14 protein-coding genes are annotated in these 17845 nt (G+C 48.2%); 9 read left to right on the forward strand and 5 right to left on the reverse strand.

Annotated features, from left to right (window positions below):
- Window positions 1-18 precede the first annotated feature (18 nt).
- A complete protein-coding gene (locus tag M3P05_RS10900) occupies window positions 19-1515 on the reverse strand; it encodes a mannitol dehydrogenase family protein (RefSeq protein ID WP_249699643.1) in 1497 nt (498 codons plus the stop codon).
- 203 nt (window positions 1516-1718) lie between these two features.
- Between M3P05_RS10900 and M3P05_RS10905 the strand changes: the two genes are divergently transcribed.
- The 7 genes from M3P05_RS10905 (at window position 1719) to M3P05_RS10935 (ending at window position 10065) form a co-directional block, all read left to right on the forward strand.
- Window positions 1719-2630 (forward strand): manganese-dependent inorganic pyrophosphatase, encoded by a 912-nt coding sequence (locus M3P05_RS10905; protein WP_249699644.1) that lies wholly within the window; start codon window positions 1719-1721, stop codon window positions 2628-2630.
- A 247-nt stretch (window positions 2631-2877) separates the two neighbouring features.
- Complete coding sequence (locus M3P05_RS10910) at window positions 2878-3126, forward strand: hypothetical protein (protein WP_249699645.1); 249 nt, start codon at window positions 2878-2880, stop codon at window positions 3124-3126.
- Window positions 3127-3267: 141 nt separating this feature from the next.
- Window positions 3268-4557, forward strand: a complete 1290-nt coding sequence (locus tag M3P05_RS10915) for an MFS transporter (RefSeq protein WP_249699646.1) — start codon at window positions 3268-3270, stop codon at window positions 4555-4557.
- 266 nt (window positions 4558-4823) lie between these two features.
- On the forward strand, window positions 4824-6440 hold the full coding sequence (locus M3P05_RS10920) for an FAD-binding oxidoreductase (RefSeq protein ID WP_249699647.1): 1617 nt from the start codon (window positions 4824-4826) through the stop codon (window positions 6438-6440).
- The gene (locus M3P05_RS10925; protein ID WP_249699648.1) at window positions 6437-8083 is read left to right on the forward strand and encodes a glycerol-3-phosphate dehydrogenase/oxidase; all 1647 of its coding nucleotides are present in this window, start codon (window positions 6437-6439) and stop codon (window positions 8081-8083) included. The genes M3P05_RS10920 and M3P05_RS10925 overlap by 4 nt, the downstream gene beginning before the upstream one ends.
- Entirely contained in the window at window positions 8080-9654 is a 1575-nt protein-coding gene (locus tag M3P05_RS10930) for an FGGY-family carbohydrate kinase (RefSeq protein WP_249699649.1), read from the forward strand. The genes M3P05_RS10925 and M3P05_RS10930 overlap by 4 nt, the downstream gene beginning before the upstream one ends.
- 84 nt (window positions 9655-9738) lie before the next feature.
- Window positions 9739-10065 carry a DUF1820 family protein gene (locus M3P05_RS10935; protein WP_249699650.1) on the forward strand — a complete coding sequence of 109 codons (327 nt, stop codon included), beginning with the start codon at window positions 9739-9741 and terminating at the stop codon, window positions 10063-10065.
- A 64-nt stretch (window positions 10066-10129) separates the two neighbouring features.
- Here the strand turns inward: M3P05_RS10935 and M3P05_RS10940 are convergent, their stop codons facing one another.
- Window positions 10130-11326, reverse strand: coding sequence for a hypothetical protein (locus M3P05_RS10940; protein WP_249699652.1), 1197 nt, complete (start codon window positions 11324-11326; stop codon window positions 10130-10132).
- 348 nt (window positions 11327-11674) lie between these two features.
- Here M3P05_RS10940 and M3P05_RS10945 point away from each other — a divergent pair, with 348 nt between their 5' ends.
- Complete coding sequence (locus M3P05_RS10945; protein WP_249699654.1) at window positions 11675-12925, forward strand: CAP domain-containing protein; 1251 nt, start codon at window positions 11675-11677, stop codon at window positions 12923-12925.
- Window positions 12926-12973: 48 nt separating this feature from the next.
- Here M3P05_RS10945 and M3P05_RS10950 read toward each other — a convergent pair whose 3' ends face one another.
- Genes M3P05_RS10950 through thiE form a run of 3 tightly spaced genes read right to left on the reverse strand, consistent with a single transcriptional unit; the run spans window position 12974 to window position 15580 of the window.
- Window positions 12974-13606 carry a hypothetical protein gene (locus M3P05_RS10950; RefSeq protein ID WP_249699655.1) on the reverse strand — a complete coding sequence of 211 codons (633 nt, stop codon included), beginning with the start codon at window positions 13604-13606 and terminating at the stop codon, window positions 12974-12976.
- Entirely contained in the window at window positions 13606-14892 is a 1287-nt protein-coding gene (gene hemL / locus M3P05_RS10955; RefSeq protein ID WP_249699656.1) for a glutamate-1-semialdehyde 2,1-aminomutase, read from the reverse strand. The genes M3P05_RS10950 and hemL overlap by 1 nt, the downstream gene beginning before the upstream one ends.
- 40 nt (window positions 14893-14932) lie before the next feature.
- Entirely contained in the window at window positions 14933-15580 is a 648-nt protein-coding gene (gene thiE / locus M3P05_RS10960; protein ID WP_249699657.1) for a thiamine phosphate synthase, read from the reverse strand.
- Window positions 15581-15779: 199 nt separating this feature from the next.
- On the opposite strand from thiE, the gene M3P05_RS10965 reads away from it, so the two are divergent.
- Window positions 15780-17753, forward strand: coding sequence for a protein kinase domain-containing protein (locus tag M3P05_RS10965; protein ID WP_249699658.1), 1974 nt, complete (start codon window positions 15780-15782; stop codon window positions 17751-17753).
- The last annotated feature ends 92 nt before the right edge of the window (window positions 17754-17845 follow it).

The raw sequence follows: 17845 nt of genomic DNA on the forward strand, positions 1-17845 counted from the left end.
TATTGGTGGGACTTGAGCTTAGGTTGTAACTTTAGTTTTTCCAGCATTGATAATGGTCTGACGTATTCCCAGTGTTTCTATGTCACGTGCGGCCATCTGCACAGCATTCCGAAATTTCTTGTTGATACTGAGATCTTCCCCAAAAATGTCTTTGATCTTCAGGAATTCACAGATTTTGTCTTTGATATTGTTGTGGTTCTTTGCGGTTTCTTTCAACAATCTTTCTAAAGGGTCTTTAACTTCAATAGAGTTGCCCTGTTCATCTCTGCCACTGACATACTGAATCCATGCTGCGATTCCCAGAGCGAGAAGGTCGTAGTCACGATCTTTTTGTATATGCCAGCGAATTGTATTCAGCCAGCGCTGTGGAATCTTTTGGGAGCCATCTATGGCTATCTGGGATGTCTTGTGGGCAAGTTCAGGATTACCAAAGCGTTCAATTAGAGAGGTTGCATAGCCGGTAAGGTCGTATTTTTTCGGCATAGACAGGGTCGGTGCAGCCAGGTCAGTCATCAGGCTGTATGCCGCATCTGCATAACCGGGAGTCTGCATGGTTTCATAGATTGTTGAGCAACCACCAAGGTAGCCGGTATAAGCAAGAAAAGAGTGCGCTCCATTAAGCATGCGAAGTTTCATCTCTTCATAGGGACGAACATCTTCAACAAAGTTGATTCCGGGAATGCAATCCCATTGTGGGCGCTGATTGCCGACAAACTTATCTTCAATCACCCATTGCATGAATTGCTCGCAGGTGACAGCACATTTGTCTTTCAATCCAAGGTGGTCTGATACAGTTTTTAGACTTTCCTCAGTAACAGCAGGAACTATGCGGTCCACCATGGTGCAGGGGAAAGCACCATTGACTGAAATCCAGTCTGCCAGTTGGGGATTCAGTCTGGCAGCAATCTGCAAAACAGCATTGCGAACCAGCTGCCCATTTTCAGGGATATTGTCACAGCTAAGAACGGTAAATGGAGCAAGCCCTTTTTTTCTTCTCTCAACAAGTGCAGCAGCAATGATGCCAATGGGAGTTCGAGGATTATCCGGGTGTTCAAGATCATGCTGAACCAGTGGATCATCCAGTAACAGGTTACCTGTGGCAGGGTTAAGAAAGTACCCTTTTTCAGTTACGGTCAGGGAAACAATTCTGATCTGTTCTGACGCCATTATCTTAATGAGAGGCTGACGATCTTCAGCAGCGAAAATTGTGTCTGTAATGGCGCTGACCAGTCGACACCTGTGGCTGCCATCAGGGTTCATTTCCATAACTGTGAACAGGTTGTTCTGGCTCTGTAAATTCTGAACAAGTTGTTTGCCGCTACGGAGGTTGGCAGCAACTATTCCCCACTCTCTTTGCCCTGACCTGGTCATACATTCATCTGTAGTCAAAGCCTGATGGGCTCGATGAAATGCCCCCAGCCCAAGATGAACAATGCCCGGTGTAATTGTTTGCTCTTTATGGATTGATGTACCGATGTCTGCTGAAGCTACTGTATCACGATTTAGTTGATTCATTGGTCAGTACCATTCTTTTACCATGGAAATTTCTTTTTCATCATCAAGGAAGAAAAAAGAATTTCCCGCTTATGGCTGTTTGTAATTCCCTGATTCTGAATTTCACCAATGTAGATGAGTTACGTGATTATTGCGGATTCGTTCAAAGCTGCTGATGCGGTAGTCTGGCAGTTTTTCTGATCGTTGATAAGGCACAAAACACGATGATCAAGGTAGTCGGTCACACAAACCCCGATACTGACAGCATCTGCTCTGCACTGGTTGCAGCAGAATGGCTGAAAGCCGCCCGTGATATGGAAGCCGTTGCTATGGCTCAGGGTGAAGTTACCAGCGAAACGGCATTTATCCTGAAGGAGGCCGGTGTGGAAGCACCTGCCATTGTCGGCAATGTTGCCGGTGAAAAAGTCTGGCTGGTTGATTTCACCGATCTGTCCCAGGCCCCTGAAGGTCTGAGCGAAGCAGAAATCGTGGGTATTGTTGATCATCACCGTCTGGGCGACATCACCACAGTGAACCCTCTGGAAGCATGGATCTGGCCGGTTGGCTGCTCCTGCACCATCCTGTTCAACCTGTTCCGTATGGAAAACATTGAGATTACCCGTCCACAGGCTGTTCTGATGCTGGGCGCGATTGTCAGCGATACTGTTGCTTTCCGTTCTCCTACCTGCACTGATAAAGATCGTACAGCAGCAAAAGCTCTTGCTGAGATTGCTGGTCTGGATCTGTGTGAGTTTGCTGACCAGCTGCTACGTGTGAAGACAAATCTGGATGGTCTTTCCGTCACGTCTCTGGTTGACCGTGACCTGAAGAAATACCCCTTCGAGGAAGAATCACTGGTTGTTGGTCAAATTGAAATTGCCAGCTTCGAGCAGGTTGAAGACAAGATCGACGAACTGCAGGCTGAACTGACCAAACGCTGTGCTGAAGATGGTCTGAAACTGGCCGCACTGATGGTGACCAACATCAGCACTTCCACCACTCGGCTGCTGTACCAGGGTGAATGGTCCGAACGTCTGGCAGAACATGCTCAGGCTGCGGGTGTGCTGGTTATGGAAGATACCATGAGCCGCAAGAAGCAGGCATGGCCATGGCTGCAAACTGTTCTGGCCAGCTGATAAAGCCATAAACTGTCGTAAAAAATGACCTTGAAAAAGTAAACGACAGTGCTATTCGACGTCAAAAAACCCCGCTCATGCGGGGTTTTTTGCTATATCTTTGTTGAAAAATTCTTTACATAGCATACAACAACCTATTTTTTTCTGGTTGGGTTGTAAAAGCTTGACAGTACTTCCTCGCCATTACAGCATGTAAGTGAAAGTACGTACGAAAAGACGTATGTTGAGTTCTGGAGGGGAAGGGTAAATGAATAAACCGTATATAAATCCGCATCCGGAAGTTCCGTTCCAGCCTGCCAAGGAAAGCACAGATATCACGACATCAGTTATGCGTTTGGAAAGTATTATTGCAGACAGCCTGGCGTCGGGACAGCAGTTAAACAAGTATCTGGCCGAGAAATTGCGCAGGGGCGAGATCAGCAAAATCGAAGCAGTTGAAGCGCTTTGCTATGCAGTTGCTCTGGGAGAATCCGCGAGCAATGCAACCTATCATTGATCAGGACTGGGGGCGGTTCTGTGATATGAGTCTGGCAACGCCAGATGTGTGTGGAAGCCCGGTCGGGTAACCGGCCGGGCTTTTTAATGCCTGCAAATAATTCGCCTATGCTTCCTGCACTATTTCGCAGGGGCGAGAGAAGTGAGAAAAGTTCTTAGCCGTCAGCAAAGTCGCCTGCTGACCATGACAGCCGTTGGTGGGTTTCTGGAATTTTATGACTTCATCATTTATGCCCTGATGGCTGGATACCTGGCGGAACATTTCTTTCCTGAAACTCACGCCCAGACGGCTCTTCTTGCAACCTTCTCCACATTTGCATCAGGTTACCTGGCTCGTCCGATTGGTGGTGTGCTGTATGGTCATTTCGGCGATAAAACAGGCCGCAAGAAAACATTCAGTTCGACAATCCTGGTTATGGCCATAGCAACGGGTTTGATTGGTATTCTCCCGGGACACGATTCAATAGGCGTTCTGGCTCCTGTTCTGCTGGTTATCCTGCGACTGTTTCAGGGGCTGGCTCTTGGAGGGGAAATTCCGGGGGCAGTGACATATATCAGCGAATCAGTTCCCGAAAGACAGGGGCTTGTGATTGGCGTTGTCTTTATGGCACTGATTGCCGGAGCGGTTTTTGGTTCTCTTGTTCATGTGTTTCTGGGAGTTGTTTTCAGTGAACAGTCCCTGAAGGACTGGGGCTGGAGGCTGGCATTTCTGTTTGGTGGGCTTGTAGGTGTTTTGGGTTATCATGTCAGGCGTAACTTTCATGAATCCAAAGCTTTTAAAGACCTGCTTAATAATAAACAGCAGGAAGATGTTCCAGCAAAAACCTTGATCAAGAAGTACCCTCTGGAAGTGTTTCAGGGCGTTGTGTTCATACTACCGGCGGCTGTGGTTATGCCTCTTGTCTTCCTGTTTTTTCCATCCTGGCTGGTGAAGGTTATGGACTTTGATCCTGATCTGGTGCGCTGGTCGAACTTGGGCGGACTGGCACTGGCAGCTCTCTGCTCAATCTATTGGGGAAGTTTTACCGATGGTCACTCAAATAGAACAACTGGCTGGTTTCTTGGGTTGAGCCTGCTGATCTGTGGCTTTCCTCTTATGAGCCTGACATTTGCCGGAGGTTATCTGTATGTTATCGGAACCATTCTCTTTGGTGTGCTGCTGGGAATGACAGCCGGGTTTGGTCCCGTGCAGCTCACCAGGCTGTTTCCTGTTTCAGTACGTTATTCAGGTGTTGCCCTCAGTTATAACCTCGCGTTTGCAATTGTTGGCGGTCTGGTGCCGGTTGTGGCTATGGGGTTAATGGGACTTGCCGGGAATTTGTATGGCAGCGCATCCCTGCCGGTTCTTGCCGGGCTGACTGTTCTGATGGTTATGATCACTTTCAGATTTGGGAAAGAACCTCTTAACTCATTGTCGGCTCACCGGTCATGATGTCTTTCACAGAAAGACCCTTTTCTGTCCTGAAATGACATGACTGCCGGTGATGACTGTCAGTGACAGTACACAATCGTCAGTTAGAATTTCTTTTGTAAAAGCAAATAGCTATGAACCGGAAGTAAAACCACCGAATAAGCAAAAGTTTAAAAATGCGAAAGCATTTTTATCGAAAAAATGACAAACCGGTTACTTCCCCTGAAAAGCAATAAACAACAATTTCAGTGCTGCAATGGTACTGACTCTAAAGTAGGCGAAGCAGTATGCGTTATTGGAATAGCTGGGGCCAGGATGGTTCCGAGAAGCCACATTTCACTAAAACAGCAAAAGCCTTTCTCAAAGAAACTGTTGGTGAGGGACGTATTCATCCTGAAGCATCTCTGGAAGATGTCTGCAGTCAGGTTTCTCCCTCCCGGATAGTCGCTGATCATCCTTTGGTTTCAAAAGATGCTGAAGTGCGGGTTCGTCATGCCCGGGGGCAGTCATTCCCTGACTGGGTAGCTATGAAAAGCGGTGTCTTTGGCAGTTTTCCCGATGCTGTTGCCCTGCCGGAAACGCCTGAACAGATACGGGAGTTGATGGATTTTGCCCGTGCTGAAGATCTGGATGTGATTCCCTATGGGGGTGGTACCAGTGTCGTTGGGCATATCAATCCAGTTAATGAAGGGCGCCCGGTTCTGACAATCAGTATGGAGCGGATGACCCGGCTGCTTGATCTTGATGAAGAGAGCCAGGTTGCCACCTTTGGTCCGGGTACTCCGGGGCCAATGGTAGAAGCGCAATTGTCAGCCAGAGGTTATACGCTTGGGCATTATCCCCAGTCCTTTGAGCTTTCTACAGTAGGTGGCTGGGTTGCGAGCCGTTCCAGTGGCCAGCAGTCACTTCGTTATGGGCGGATTGAACAGTTATTTGCCGGAGGTCGTCTTGAGACATTTGATGGCACTCTGGATATTCCAGCTATTCCTGCATCAGCAGCAGGCCCTGACCTGAGGGAAATGGTGCTCGGATCTGAAGGACGATTTGGCATTATTTCCGAGGTCAAAGTCCGGGTTCAGCGACTTCCCAGGAAAGAAACATTTATCGCGGTATTCTTCAAAAACTGGGATTATGCCTATGCCTTTGCCCGTGAGGCGACCCAGAGAAAACTGCAGCTTTCCATGTTACGTGCTTCCAATGGCATAGAAACACATGCCCAGATGAAACTGGCCGGCAGCGAAAAGCTGATCAACCTGATGGAAACCTATATCAGACTGCGTGGTGCTGATGAAGGCAAATGCATGGTGATCTTTGGGATCACCGGGTTGCCTGGTCAGGTGAGATCAACCTACTGGCAGGTCAGTAAACTGATCTGGAAGTACAGAGGTGTTGGTCTTTACGGACTCGGAAAACAGGTTGGAAAAATCTGGGAAAAAGGACGTTTCAAATACCCTTATCTGCGCAATGATCTTTGGAAAGCCGGATACGCTGTAGACACACTGGAAACCAGTGTGAACTGGAGTGATACCAGGCCAAGCATGGAGAAGATTGAGAAAGCCGTCGCCAATGCCCTCAAAGATGAGGGTGAGCATGTTCATGCATTTTCCCATCTGTCCCATGTCTATACACAGGGTTCCAGCATCTATACCACCTACCTGTTCCGGCTGGGAGAAAACTGGCAACAGACTCTGGCCTGGTGGCACAAAATTAAGAAAGCGGCATCCATGGCTGTTGTTGAGTGTGGTGGAACCATCAGTCACCAGCATGGTGTTGGCAAGGACCACGCTCCTTACCTTCCTTTTGAAAAGGGTGAACTCGGCATTAAAGCACTGCAAACATTAAGTGATCACTTTGATCCAGACCAGCGTTTGGTTCCCGGAGTCCTGTTGGAGAAGCAGCCATGAGCGAAAAGAAAGCCATGAGCGAACAGAGAGCCATGAGCCGTAAAGAAAGCATGAGCGATCAAGCACACAAGCGCCTGCAGCACCTGGATGAAGAGTGGGATTTGATTGTTGTCGGTGGTGGTATAACTGGAGCCGGTATCCTGCGTGAAGCTTCACGCTGTGGACTGAAAGTTCTTCTGCTGGAACAGAAGGATTATGCCTGGGGAACATCCAGCCGCTCTTCAAAAATGGTTCATGGTGGTTTGCGGTATATCCCTCAAGGCCAGCTGAAGCTGACCCATGAATCCGTTATTGAACGCGAGCGTCTTATGAAAGAAGCTCCCGGTCTGGTCGACTTGGGAAGCTTCACCATGCCCCATTACAAGTGGAAGTTTCCCGGTCCCTTCTCGTTTAATGCTCTGCTGGCCATGTATGACTTTTACGCCAGACTCTGGGCGCACTATTTCAGTAATAAGACTTCCGTCGTGCAAAAGCTGATTCCAGGCTTGAAACATAAGAACTTGGTTGGTGCAACCATGTTTCGGGATGCTTTTGTCGATGATGCCCGTCTGGTTATGCGGGTTCTGGATGAAGCTATTGCCGATGGCGGCACAGCCATGAACTACAGCAAGGTTGTTGATCTGTTGAAAGATGGTGAGCAGGTTTGCGGTGTCTGTGCTGAAGATGGCATTACAGGGGAAACGGTTGAGTTTAAAGCCAGGGTTGTTGTCAGTGCTGCCGGTGTGTGGAGTGACCCGTTGAGGGCAAAAGTTGGTGAAAAGCCGGTTATTCGTCCTCTGCGGGGCAGCCATCTGGTTATTCCATCATGGCGCCTGCCTGTGGCCCATGCCTGTTGTTTTATGCATCCGGATGATAAGCGTCCCGTGTTTGTTTTCCCCTGGGAAGGAAGCACTGTTGTTGGCACAACGGATCTCGACAATGTTGGCGATCTTGAGGATGAACCAGTCATCACCAATCAAGAGATTGAGTATCTGTTGAAAGCGGTGAACGGCGAGTTCGACAGTGCTGACATTACCCGTGAAGATGTTATTTCAACCTGGACCGGTGTTCGCCCTGTTATCAGCAGTGGTAAAAATATTGATCCTTCAAAAGAAACCCGCGACCATGCCGTCTGGGACAAAAACGGGCTGGTTTCTGTCTGTGGAGGCAAACTCACAACATTTCGTCTGATTGCACGGGATGTTTTAAGAAAGGCCAATCACTATCTGCCAGACGTGACTGTTCCGGCAGATAAAGAAGATGCCACAATCTTTCACACAGAGTGTGAACCGGTAGAAGACAAACGCTTTGCGGCATTAGGAAAACAGCAGCAGAAGCGTTTGCAGGGGCGTCTTGGTATTCGCCTTCAAGAAGTTTTACAGCAGGCAGAAGACAGTGATTTCCTGCGGGTTGGCAGTACAGATTTTCTGTGGCTGGAACTGCGCTGGGCAGCGCGGACAGAGCAGGTTGAACACCTGGATGACCTTCTGCTGCGTCGTACCCGCGTTGGTAATTTGATTAAGAATGGTGCAACTGAGCATATGCAGCGTATCGGCCAGATTATGACCGAAGATGGTGGCTGGACAGGTTCCAAATGGGAAGAAGAGCTGGATCGTTACGGTGCTCTATGGAAGAGAGCTTATAGCCTGGAGAATCCGGCATGAACGGCTCGGATGACAGGTGTGACGACACAGATTTAATTCTTGCCATAGATAATGGAACCCAGAGTGTCAGAGCGCTTCTTTTTGATCTGAAAGGAACAGTTGTTTGCAAGAGCAAGGTTGAGCTTGATCCTTACTTTTCCCGTGAACCGGGCTGGGCAGAGCAGGAACCGGAATACTATTGGTCGTCACTCTGTGCAGCCTGCCAGTCATTATGGGAGAAAAGTGGAGTTGACCGCGCCCGTATCAAGGGTGTGACGCTGACTACCCAGCGCGGCACAAATATCTGCGTAGATAAAAATGGGCAGGCTTTGCGGCCAGCCATTATCTGGCTTGATCAGCGCCGTGCTGAAACTCATGATCCTATTGGCGGGTTATGGGGGCCTGCCGCAAAAATCACTGGCTTGAAAAAGCTGATTGATTACTTCCGAAGCAAATCAAGTTCACGCTGGATAGCCCAGAACGAGCTAGAAACCTGGGGCAACACCCATAAGTTTCTTCTGTTGTCTGGCTGGCATACGTTCAAGTTGACCGGAGAGTTCAAAGATTCGGTTGGTGGAACTGTTGGTTATCTGCCGTTTAATTACCGCCTGTTGAAGTGGGCACCACGCTGGGACTGGAGCTGGCGGGGAACCTGTCTGAGAAAAAATCAGCTTGCTGAGCTGATAAAGCCAGGAGAAATCCTCGGCCATATCACCGCTTCTGCAGCTGACGCTACAGGCATACCAGAGGGGCTGCCACTGATTGCAGCAGGCGCAGATAAAGCCTGTGAGGTGATTGGGTCTGGCTGTTATGACGATAAAACCGGCTGCCTGAGCTATGGCACAACGGCCACCATCAATGTTGTGCATGACAAGTTTCGTGAACCGCAGTTTCTGGTACCACCCTGGCCGGCAGCCATACCGGATACCTGGAACAGTGAGTTTATGGTGTACCGCGGCTATTGGATGGTCAGCTGGTTTAAACAGCAGTTTGGCCACCATGAATGCACAGAGGCTGAGAAAGCAGGGGTTGTTCCGGAAGAGCTGTTTGAAGATCTGATCAATCAGGCCCCTCCCGGCTCCATGGGACTTATGCTCCAGCCCTATTGGTCACCCGGAATAAAAGACTTTGATGCCAAGGGAGCCATCATAGGCTTTGGAGATGTTCATAATCGTGCCCATGTTTATCGCGCTATTGTGGAAGGGTTGGCCTATGCCCTCCGTGAAGGCAAAGAAAAACTGGAGAAGAAAGGGCGAATTCAACTCTCAAGGTTAATGGTTTCCGGTGGTGGTTCACAAAGTGATGGTGCATTGCAGTTAACTGCTGATATTTTTAACCTGCCGGTGACCCGGCCTCATACCAGCGAAACATCTGGCTTGGGTGCTGCAATTAATGCTGCTGTTGGTCTTGGGTATTACCCTGATTACAAAACGGCCATAACTGAAATGACCCGGCCTGAGCGTGTATTTAAGCCTGATCCGGTTAATACAAAACTCTATAATGCGCTTTATACAGAGGTCTATCTGGATATGTATAAACGTCTGCGGCCGCTTTATGGACGGATCAGGGAAATAACCGGTTACCCGGAGTAGGTAAGTTTGTCCGTGCAAACCTTCATCTTCTGTATTGCAGTGTTATGATACCGACGTTTTTGATTTGCTGGATTAACTGTCTGTATGGCCGTCAAGAAAACCTATCGTGTAATTTTCCACAACCAGGGGGAAATTTACGAGATTTTTGTTCGCAATGTTTACCAGAGTGATATGTATGGTTTCATTGAGGTGGAAGGATATCTCTTTGGAGAACGCAGCAGTGTGGTTGTTGATCCTTCAGAAGAAAAACTGAAAACAACCTTTGAAGGCGTCAAGCGCAGCTTTATCCCGATGCAGGCTATTGTCCGGATTGATGAAGTTGAGCGGGAAGGCCAGGGGAAAATCTCTTCTGCCAATGGTGAGAAGGTGACGCCATTTCCTATTGCGCCAGGTCCTCAAGGTACGCCGTAAAGTATTGACTGTCCCGGCTTGTGTTTAGCCGGGACAGTAGGTGCGCGTTAAATCCGACAGGCTCCTAGATACGCGGTTGGTGACGCAGAAGACTCTGAGTTTGCGATAGCGTGTCAGCTATAGATATTACCTCTTCCGGGCTCAACACTGCTGAACGGCTATTTTCCGAGGTAGGAGCTGTGCTGAGGGGCTGACCAATTGTCTGGTGTCTGTCTCCAAACATCACACGAAGAGCAGCATGGCCCAGTTTTCTTACCAGCGCTTCATTGGCATTATAAATTGTAATGTGTTTCTTCTTGAGCATTTCCACCAAGTCAACCTGTACTTTAGCTGCATCGCTGGTGAACTGAAATCCGGCTTCTTTTGTTGTAGCAACAATAACCCTGGGGAGATCCTGCATTAAATTGGCTGAAAGCTGATCGGTTAGCATTCTGCCATGCTGTCGAGCCTGCCGGGCTGTAACTTTGCCATCAATAACAAGCATGAAGTCTGCATCACAGGTTTCTCGCGAAGGCAGAGCTGTATCCACCTCAGAAAATACATCCTGCCAGAAATTATTGATAAATTTGATAACCTGCTGCTCTGTATAGGTTCCGTCTGGTTTATATGTATCATTTTCAAGTATTTTATTTGTTCTTATAATTCTGTTATCTCTTGTCATGGTATCAGGTAAGAGCACCTTTCCAGCGCTATCCATATTCAATATGGTGGTTGTACCACTATGAGTCGTTGTGTCACCACTATCCCTTCTAATATTCAGTATTACCCTTCCAGCGTCGTTAAAGAGAGGTCCATCATAATCATTACATGGATAATAAGGCACTGAATATCGGTCTGTTGTCATCGCGCTTTCAGAGAGAACCTGGCTTTCAGCTGCAGGTTGATTATTTGCTTTCGGAGGTGTTCCCTGGTCCGCATTTACAAACATTTCTGTAAATTCTTGCTTCTGGGTACCCTGAAAAGCGCGCAGTCTGGTAAGAGCTAAACGAAGCTCTACACTCAGTTGCTTACCTTCTTTGTGTAAGGCAGGTTCTAACTGACTGAGAATTGTTATGATCCTCTCGGCATTCGGCTTTCCTTTCTGCATATCATAACCGGAAGACTTACATTGTCGGGCAATTTGCCTAAAGGTACCTTCATCATGAAGATCAAGTTTTTCAACCAGATAATCAGCCATTTTTCCGTATTTTTGGGAATTATCTGATGGTCCGGTGGTGGGGCTTGGCGAATAGAATCTATTTCCAGAAAGTGGGGCTGCCATAGTGCTTCTCCTTTTTCAGTTACCTGCATCGTTAATTAAGAAAACTTTCCTGTTAGACCGCCTGAGTCAGGAATAAATTCTGGATTGTTATATTGAATAACGGCCTTGTTAGAGGTTTTGTTGTGGTGCCGGGCCGGGAGTCGACAGTTCCAATAGCCATCAAGAACAGCCCTCAGGAACAATAGTGCGGATAGATTGTCTATTCTGTCGTTCGCAGTTTTAAGGCAAGTGCAGGCGGGAGATATGGCGGCGTATATGGCAGCTGTAGTCAGCTGGATTCAACAGTTTTTACGATGGGCTTCGCGATGGAATTGTCTTTTTTCATGGAATTATCTTTTTCATAACCTTTTGAGATTGAGAAAGGGGGTTATTGCTTATGGCTGCGTGATACCAACTACTCTCATCCTCTCTGCTGGAGTACAGGCGAACGACGTTCTTGACCAGATCAATCAGGCAAGAATTAGTAATGGGCTGGTTCCTTTGAAGCTCCAAAGCCAGTTGCAAAAAGCGGCACAGAGCCATGCTCATTACATGGCGATTAACCAGATTTCAGGGCATGAAGAAGAGTTGGGAAAAGGTGGTTTCACAGGGGCCGGTTGCAGTGAGCGGGTTATGGCAGCTGGCTATGCATCTGGAAAATGTTCAGAAAACATCTCTTATGGACAAGCCCTTTGGCGTGATTCTGTAGAGAATCTTTTCAGTGCGATTTATCATCGCATGGGTTTCCTGTGTTTTGATTTTGATGAAATTGGCATGGCGGCTGATAAATCGGCTTTCAAAGCCAAAACCTCGGAACATCCTGCTTATTATGCCTATGTTATGGGTAACTCTTTTTTAAGGGCTGCATGCAGCCAGAAATCCGTAAGTGCAGGTTTTTACGGTATGTGTCGTGACAGGGAACTGGTTGTTAATCAATACGAATACGAAAAGGCTGAAAATGAATTATTTAGAAAAAGTGCGGGAATGGTGATCTATCCCTGGGATAATCAAAGAGATGTCCCTCCGGCTTTTGAAAATAATGAGCATCCTGATCCCGTTCCCGGAATAGAGATAACCGGGCAGCCGGTCTCGGTCCACTTTAACCCCCATCTTTACAGAAACAAAAAGATAGTTGTAGAAAGCTTTGAACTCTGGGATCAGAACAATAATACGGTTGCTCTTTTACCTCAAAAAGACAAAGTTTCAGATTCCCTGAATGGCATATTCACTGATTTTGATTTCGCCTGGTTCCCTGAAAGGCCTCTATTGTGGGATTCTTTATATAACGCGCAGCTAGTGTACAAGGTGAATGGAATATCACATAAGAAAGAATGGAGCTTTCGAACAAGATCACTTCCTTTCAGTCATAAGATTGTGGTGAATCATCCTGGACAGAAAAATCATGTCAAGGCTGGTGTTGAGTATGCTGTTATCCTCAGCCCTGAGTTAAGTCATTCCCGGATTATGAGCCTCAAACTCGAAGGCTGTTACGCTGGTGATAAATGCAGTGTAAAGGCTCATAACTTTAATGTTGCCAGTGTCATACAGCGAGGGAGTACAACCCTGACCTTCCGGTTGCATGATGGCACACATTACACCGCCTCTTTTGTAGCAAACTGATCCGCACTCAGTCATATGAAATCATATGACTGAGTGCTTATGTGGTGGCTATGAGCGGGAATCGATCTTTAACAGATTGAAAATTGCGCTGGCAGAGAACAAATGTCCAAGTGCCAGTAAATAGTGGTAAAGGTCAAGTCGCAGGTAACCGGCCAGCTGCCCTTCTGTTCCGACAACAAGTGCTGCCAGGGCATAAGCACCAACAGCGATAAATGTAAAACCGGAAAACAACCGCTGCTTTTTGTACATGTCCATAGCGACTTTGGCCATCACAATCAAAGCCAGCGTATTAATAGTCATGTGATAAGCGGTGACATAGCCTGCCAGGCGTGAAATCTCGTAGCCCAGCATCAGCCCCAGCATGATTCGCCACCATGTGGGCCTTGAAAGTTTCCATCCCAGGCATAAAGCCCCAAGGGCGGTTGCCAGCAGGTTGGGACCCAGGGTCAGGGCTGCCGCCGTAAGCATATCGTGAGCCGGAGCCCAGCTCTGAGAAAACCCGTAGCGCAGGGTGCCCAGAGCAGCAGCGGAACCGACAAGCAGGTAAGCCAGCGTGGAGGCGAGGATCGGCATATGATCCCCAACCATCCTGCGGCACTGAACCATCAGGAAAACGCCAAACAGGCTTGAGAAAGCCAGTATGGCGTCAGATATTGCAAGTGATAACCAGGGACTCGACATCAGGCAATCCGGGCAAAGGCCTTTTCAGCTGCCTGCAGGGTGAAGTCGATGTCCTCATCGGTATGAGCACTGGAAATAAAGCCGGCTTCAAACGAGGACGGTGCCAGGTAAACGCCTTCTTCCAGCATGGCATGGAAGAACTTGTTGAAGCGGTCATTATCGCAGGCCATCACTTCAGCGAAGCTGGTGACTTGCTCCTGATCGGTGAAGTACATGCCAAACATGGCGGCACCGGCCTGGTTGGTGACCAGAGGAATACCTGCAGCAGCAGCTCGTTCCTTCAAGCCTTCCAGCAGGCGAGTCAGTTTCACTGTCAGGTTCTTATGGAAATCTGGCTTGGCAATTTCTTTCATTGCAGCCAGACCAGCAGTCATGGCAACAGGGTTACCGGAGAGCGTGCCAGCCTGGTAAACAGGGCCAAGAGGTGCGATCTGCTCCATAATCTCGCGCTTGCCGCCGAAGGCGCCAACAGGCATGCCACCGCCAATAACCTTACCCAGAGTGGTCAGGTCAGGCTTGATGTTGTAGAACTCCTGAGCACCGCCAAGGGCAACACGGAAACCGGTCATTACCTCATCAAAAATCAGTACAGCGCCATACTGATCGCAGATTTCACGCAGACCTTCCAGGAAACCGGGCTTGGGTGGAACACAGTTCATATTGCCGGCAACCGGCTCAACAATAATACAGGCGATCTCTGAACCGGACTCTTCAAAAGCCGCTCTCACACTTTCCAGATCGTTAAAAGTCACGGTCAGAGTGTGTTTGGCAAAGTCAGCAGGAACGCCTGGAGAGTTGGGAACACCCAGAGTCAGGGCACCGGAACCGGCTTTTACCAGCAGGGAGTCAGAGTGGCCATGGTAACAGCCTTCAAACTTCAGAATCTTGTCACGGCCGGTGTAACCACGGGCCAGACGAATGGCAGACATGGTGGCTTCAGTACCGGAGTTCACCATACGAACCAGATCCATGGAAGGGATCAGTTCACAGACTGCATCTGCCATGGAGATTTCAATGGCGGTTGGTGCACCAAAGCTCAGGCCCAGATCAACCTGCTGATGTACCGCTTCGATAATGGATGGGTGGTTGTGACCAAGGATCATTGGTCCCCAGGAACCGACATAGTCGATATAGGAACGGTCATCCTCATCATAAACCTTGGAACCGCTGGCCTTCTTGAAGAAGATCGGCGTTCCTCCTACACCACGGAAGGCTCGAACCGGAGAGTTAACTCCACCGGGAATATGTTTCTGGGCTTTTTCAAACAGGGTCTTGGAACGGCTCATCACACTAATCCTGAAATTTGTCCTGAATTACGTAAGCAAGTTAGTTATATAAATTTACAAAGTCCTGGGCCCGGCTTGTGATGGCCTCGGGCTCGTCTCTGGCAAACAGATCATTGATCACGGCCAGAGAATCTGCGCCTGCTTCTATAAGCAGACCAGCGTTTTCCACAGTAATTCCCCCGATCGCAACAACCGGAAGAGCAAACTGCTCTTTGGCATCCTGAAGAATGGAAACTGGTGTTTCCGGAGCATCTGGCTTGGTCTTGGAAGTGAAGAAACGACCAAAGGCGATGTAATCAGCCCCTTGCCCGGATGCCTTTCGGGCCAGTTCCAGCGAATTTTCACAGGAGATACCGATAATGGCTTTACTACCCAGTTTCTCACGGGCAGAAGCCAGCTGTTCATCACTCTGCCCAAGGTGAACTCCGTGGGCATTGCAGGCTAGAGCCAGATCAACATCATCGTTGATCAGAAACAGAACACCGGCACTGTCACAGATATCCATCAGCAGGCGAGCCTGTCTCAGGCGTTTGTCCTGATCGGTGCTTTTATCGCGATACTGAAGAATGCTCATACCACCGGCAATGGCCGCTTTGACCCGCACAGCCATAGTTTCATCGTCAGGCATAAGCTTGCTGTCGGTGATGCCATAAAGGCCTTGAAGAGCGTGTTTGGGAGAATCAGACATCAACAGATATTCGTCCAGTGCGATTGGGTGTGGGGTACTTTAACGGTGGAGTTCATGGTTTTCCATGTCTTGAGGCGTATTTTCAGCCTATTAGCTTTGTCCATGACACGCTCAAGGCTGTTTTGAACCTGCGGTATGGGCTGAATGCTTTGCTATTCTGTCCGTCCTGTCTGCGGATAAGTCGTAATAGAAATAATAATTGGGCCTAGAAAACCATAATTCAGGAAAGAACAAGCTACCGGCCATGATTTTCGCCGGATTGGTGCTTTTCTCCACCTTCGCTGTGGGGAATGAGGATACCAGTAATCGTCTGGTAACGGTGACTCCGGCTGGTACGTATATTCACACCCGTTCGGGGATATTTCAGCTTCAGGATATTCAACTGCCTGCAGTGATTGTGAACACTTTGATTCAGGCTGGAACTTCAATAGCCTCCAGACGGATTATTCAAACACTGATGACTTATGCCATGGCTTATTCCGGTCAAGCCATGGGGTATGGGTGGCAGCAATGGCTGTTACAACAATATGAGAATGGTTCATTAACATCAGCCATGCAGGGATGGCACTGGTTGTTGTTGGGTTGGAGAGGTTTAAAAATCTCCAGTGCTTTGTATTCCGAACTATTGATTCGTTCACAAAATATGGCGGGAACAAAGCGCTATGGTGTGATGCCACTTTATCCTGGGGAGGCCCTTGATCAATCTGTCTTTATTGATTTCCACCTTCTAAAGAGTGGGAATTTTATAACTGTTGTTCCATTGGACAGGGTTGATACTGCCAAGTTGACTGACCCATGGCAGCTGGCAATAGCACAGCTGGTTAATCGTGCTGTTGAGCTGGATGTTGACCAAATCAAGCTTAAACAGGAATCGGATAATGGAGTCCTATTCTTGTGGCACTTGCGGGATGGTGAATGGAACTCAGCAAAGCTGTTTGAAGCAGAACATCAATTGCTGATGGAGTATCTAACTGACTCCTACAGGCAGACTGCTTCAGAATCAGATTTGTCCAGTGTGCTGGAGGCTGGTGTTCTTCATTGCCTGAGTGAGAAGTTGCTTAATCAGGAAGTTATTTGTCAGTCTCCTTCAGGGATAAAAGCTCAATTAAAACCTAATAAAGAGAACTGTTTTACTCTTGATCCCACGAGCACCTCGCTTCTCTGTCTGGAAAATAATCAAAGCTGGTCACCAGGGCTTCCGGGAGCCTTAGCTTACGCAACATCTCAGCAGTATTCCGGTCAGTTCAGGGTTCCTCTGTGGATTTCAAGGATTATGGAAACCCTGCTTTATCAGCTGGCGGTCTATTTGCTGGAGAAACCAGTTGATGATGCCCTGGAGTCTATGTCTCGCTGGTGGCACCAAGTAGATACCTACTCACCAACAGAAGTCATCAGGGCTGATGGCTGGATTCCTGAGCGCGATGACAATAACCAGGCACGGTATGTAAGGCGATGGTCCCGGGTTGAAAGAGTTCAAGATCAGAACGGGAAAAGCTGGATCAAAAAATCAGCCAGCTGGTATGACCAGGGTGAAAAAGGAAAATGGCATGATGCTTATCCAATTCTTGCACGGGAGGCTCACACTGTCTCACATTTAAACCATCCCAATATTGTAACCATTCAGGATAGCTGGATAGAGGATGCCGGGAGTCCAGAGGCTCGGATAGTGATGCTGCAGGAAGATGCCGGTTTATCACTTGATAAGGTGGCAATTACTTCGATGGAGCAGGTAAAAAATATTGTGCGCTCTGTTGTACAGGGTTTGAGTTTTTCCCATCAGCAAGGCTATGTCCATTTTGATATCACCCCGAGCAACATCATGATTAATGAAAAAAGGCAGGTGCGAATTGGTGATTATGGTGTGGCAGGTGATTTGAGCCAGGCTGGAGAGGCGATATTTTCCGGAGGGACAAATGGTTATATCGCTCCAGAGTTGGAAGTTGGTAAGCCTGCGAGCTGGAAATCCGATATCTGGTCACTGGGTAGTCTGACCCGATATCTTTTGGATCGGCTTCCTGAGCCTGAAAGAGGTGATGTCCAATCTTCTGCTGTGAATAATTTTATGAGGGCAACTGGTGATGACTGGCTGAGTAACTCTTCCTATGAAGAGTTACTTCAACATCCATTCTTACAGCTTTCAGGGCCATCCAGTACATCATTTCAGCAACTATGATTTGGCAGGCAGAAAAGTCAGTGAAATGAAGTACCAGTTTACATAAACAGAATAAGCAAATGGTGAGTCTCCTGGAGACCTGCTCCTCTCCC

The sequence above is a fragment of the Parendozoicomonas callyspongiae genome, from assembly GCF_023502345.1.
Taxonomy (GTDB): domain Bacteria; phylum Pseudomonadota; class Gammaproteobacteria; order Pseudomonadales; family Endozoicomonadaceae; genus Sansalvadorimonas; species Sansalvadorimonas callyspongiae.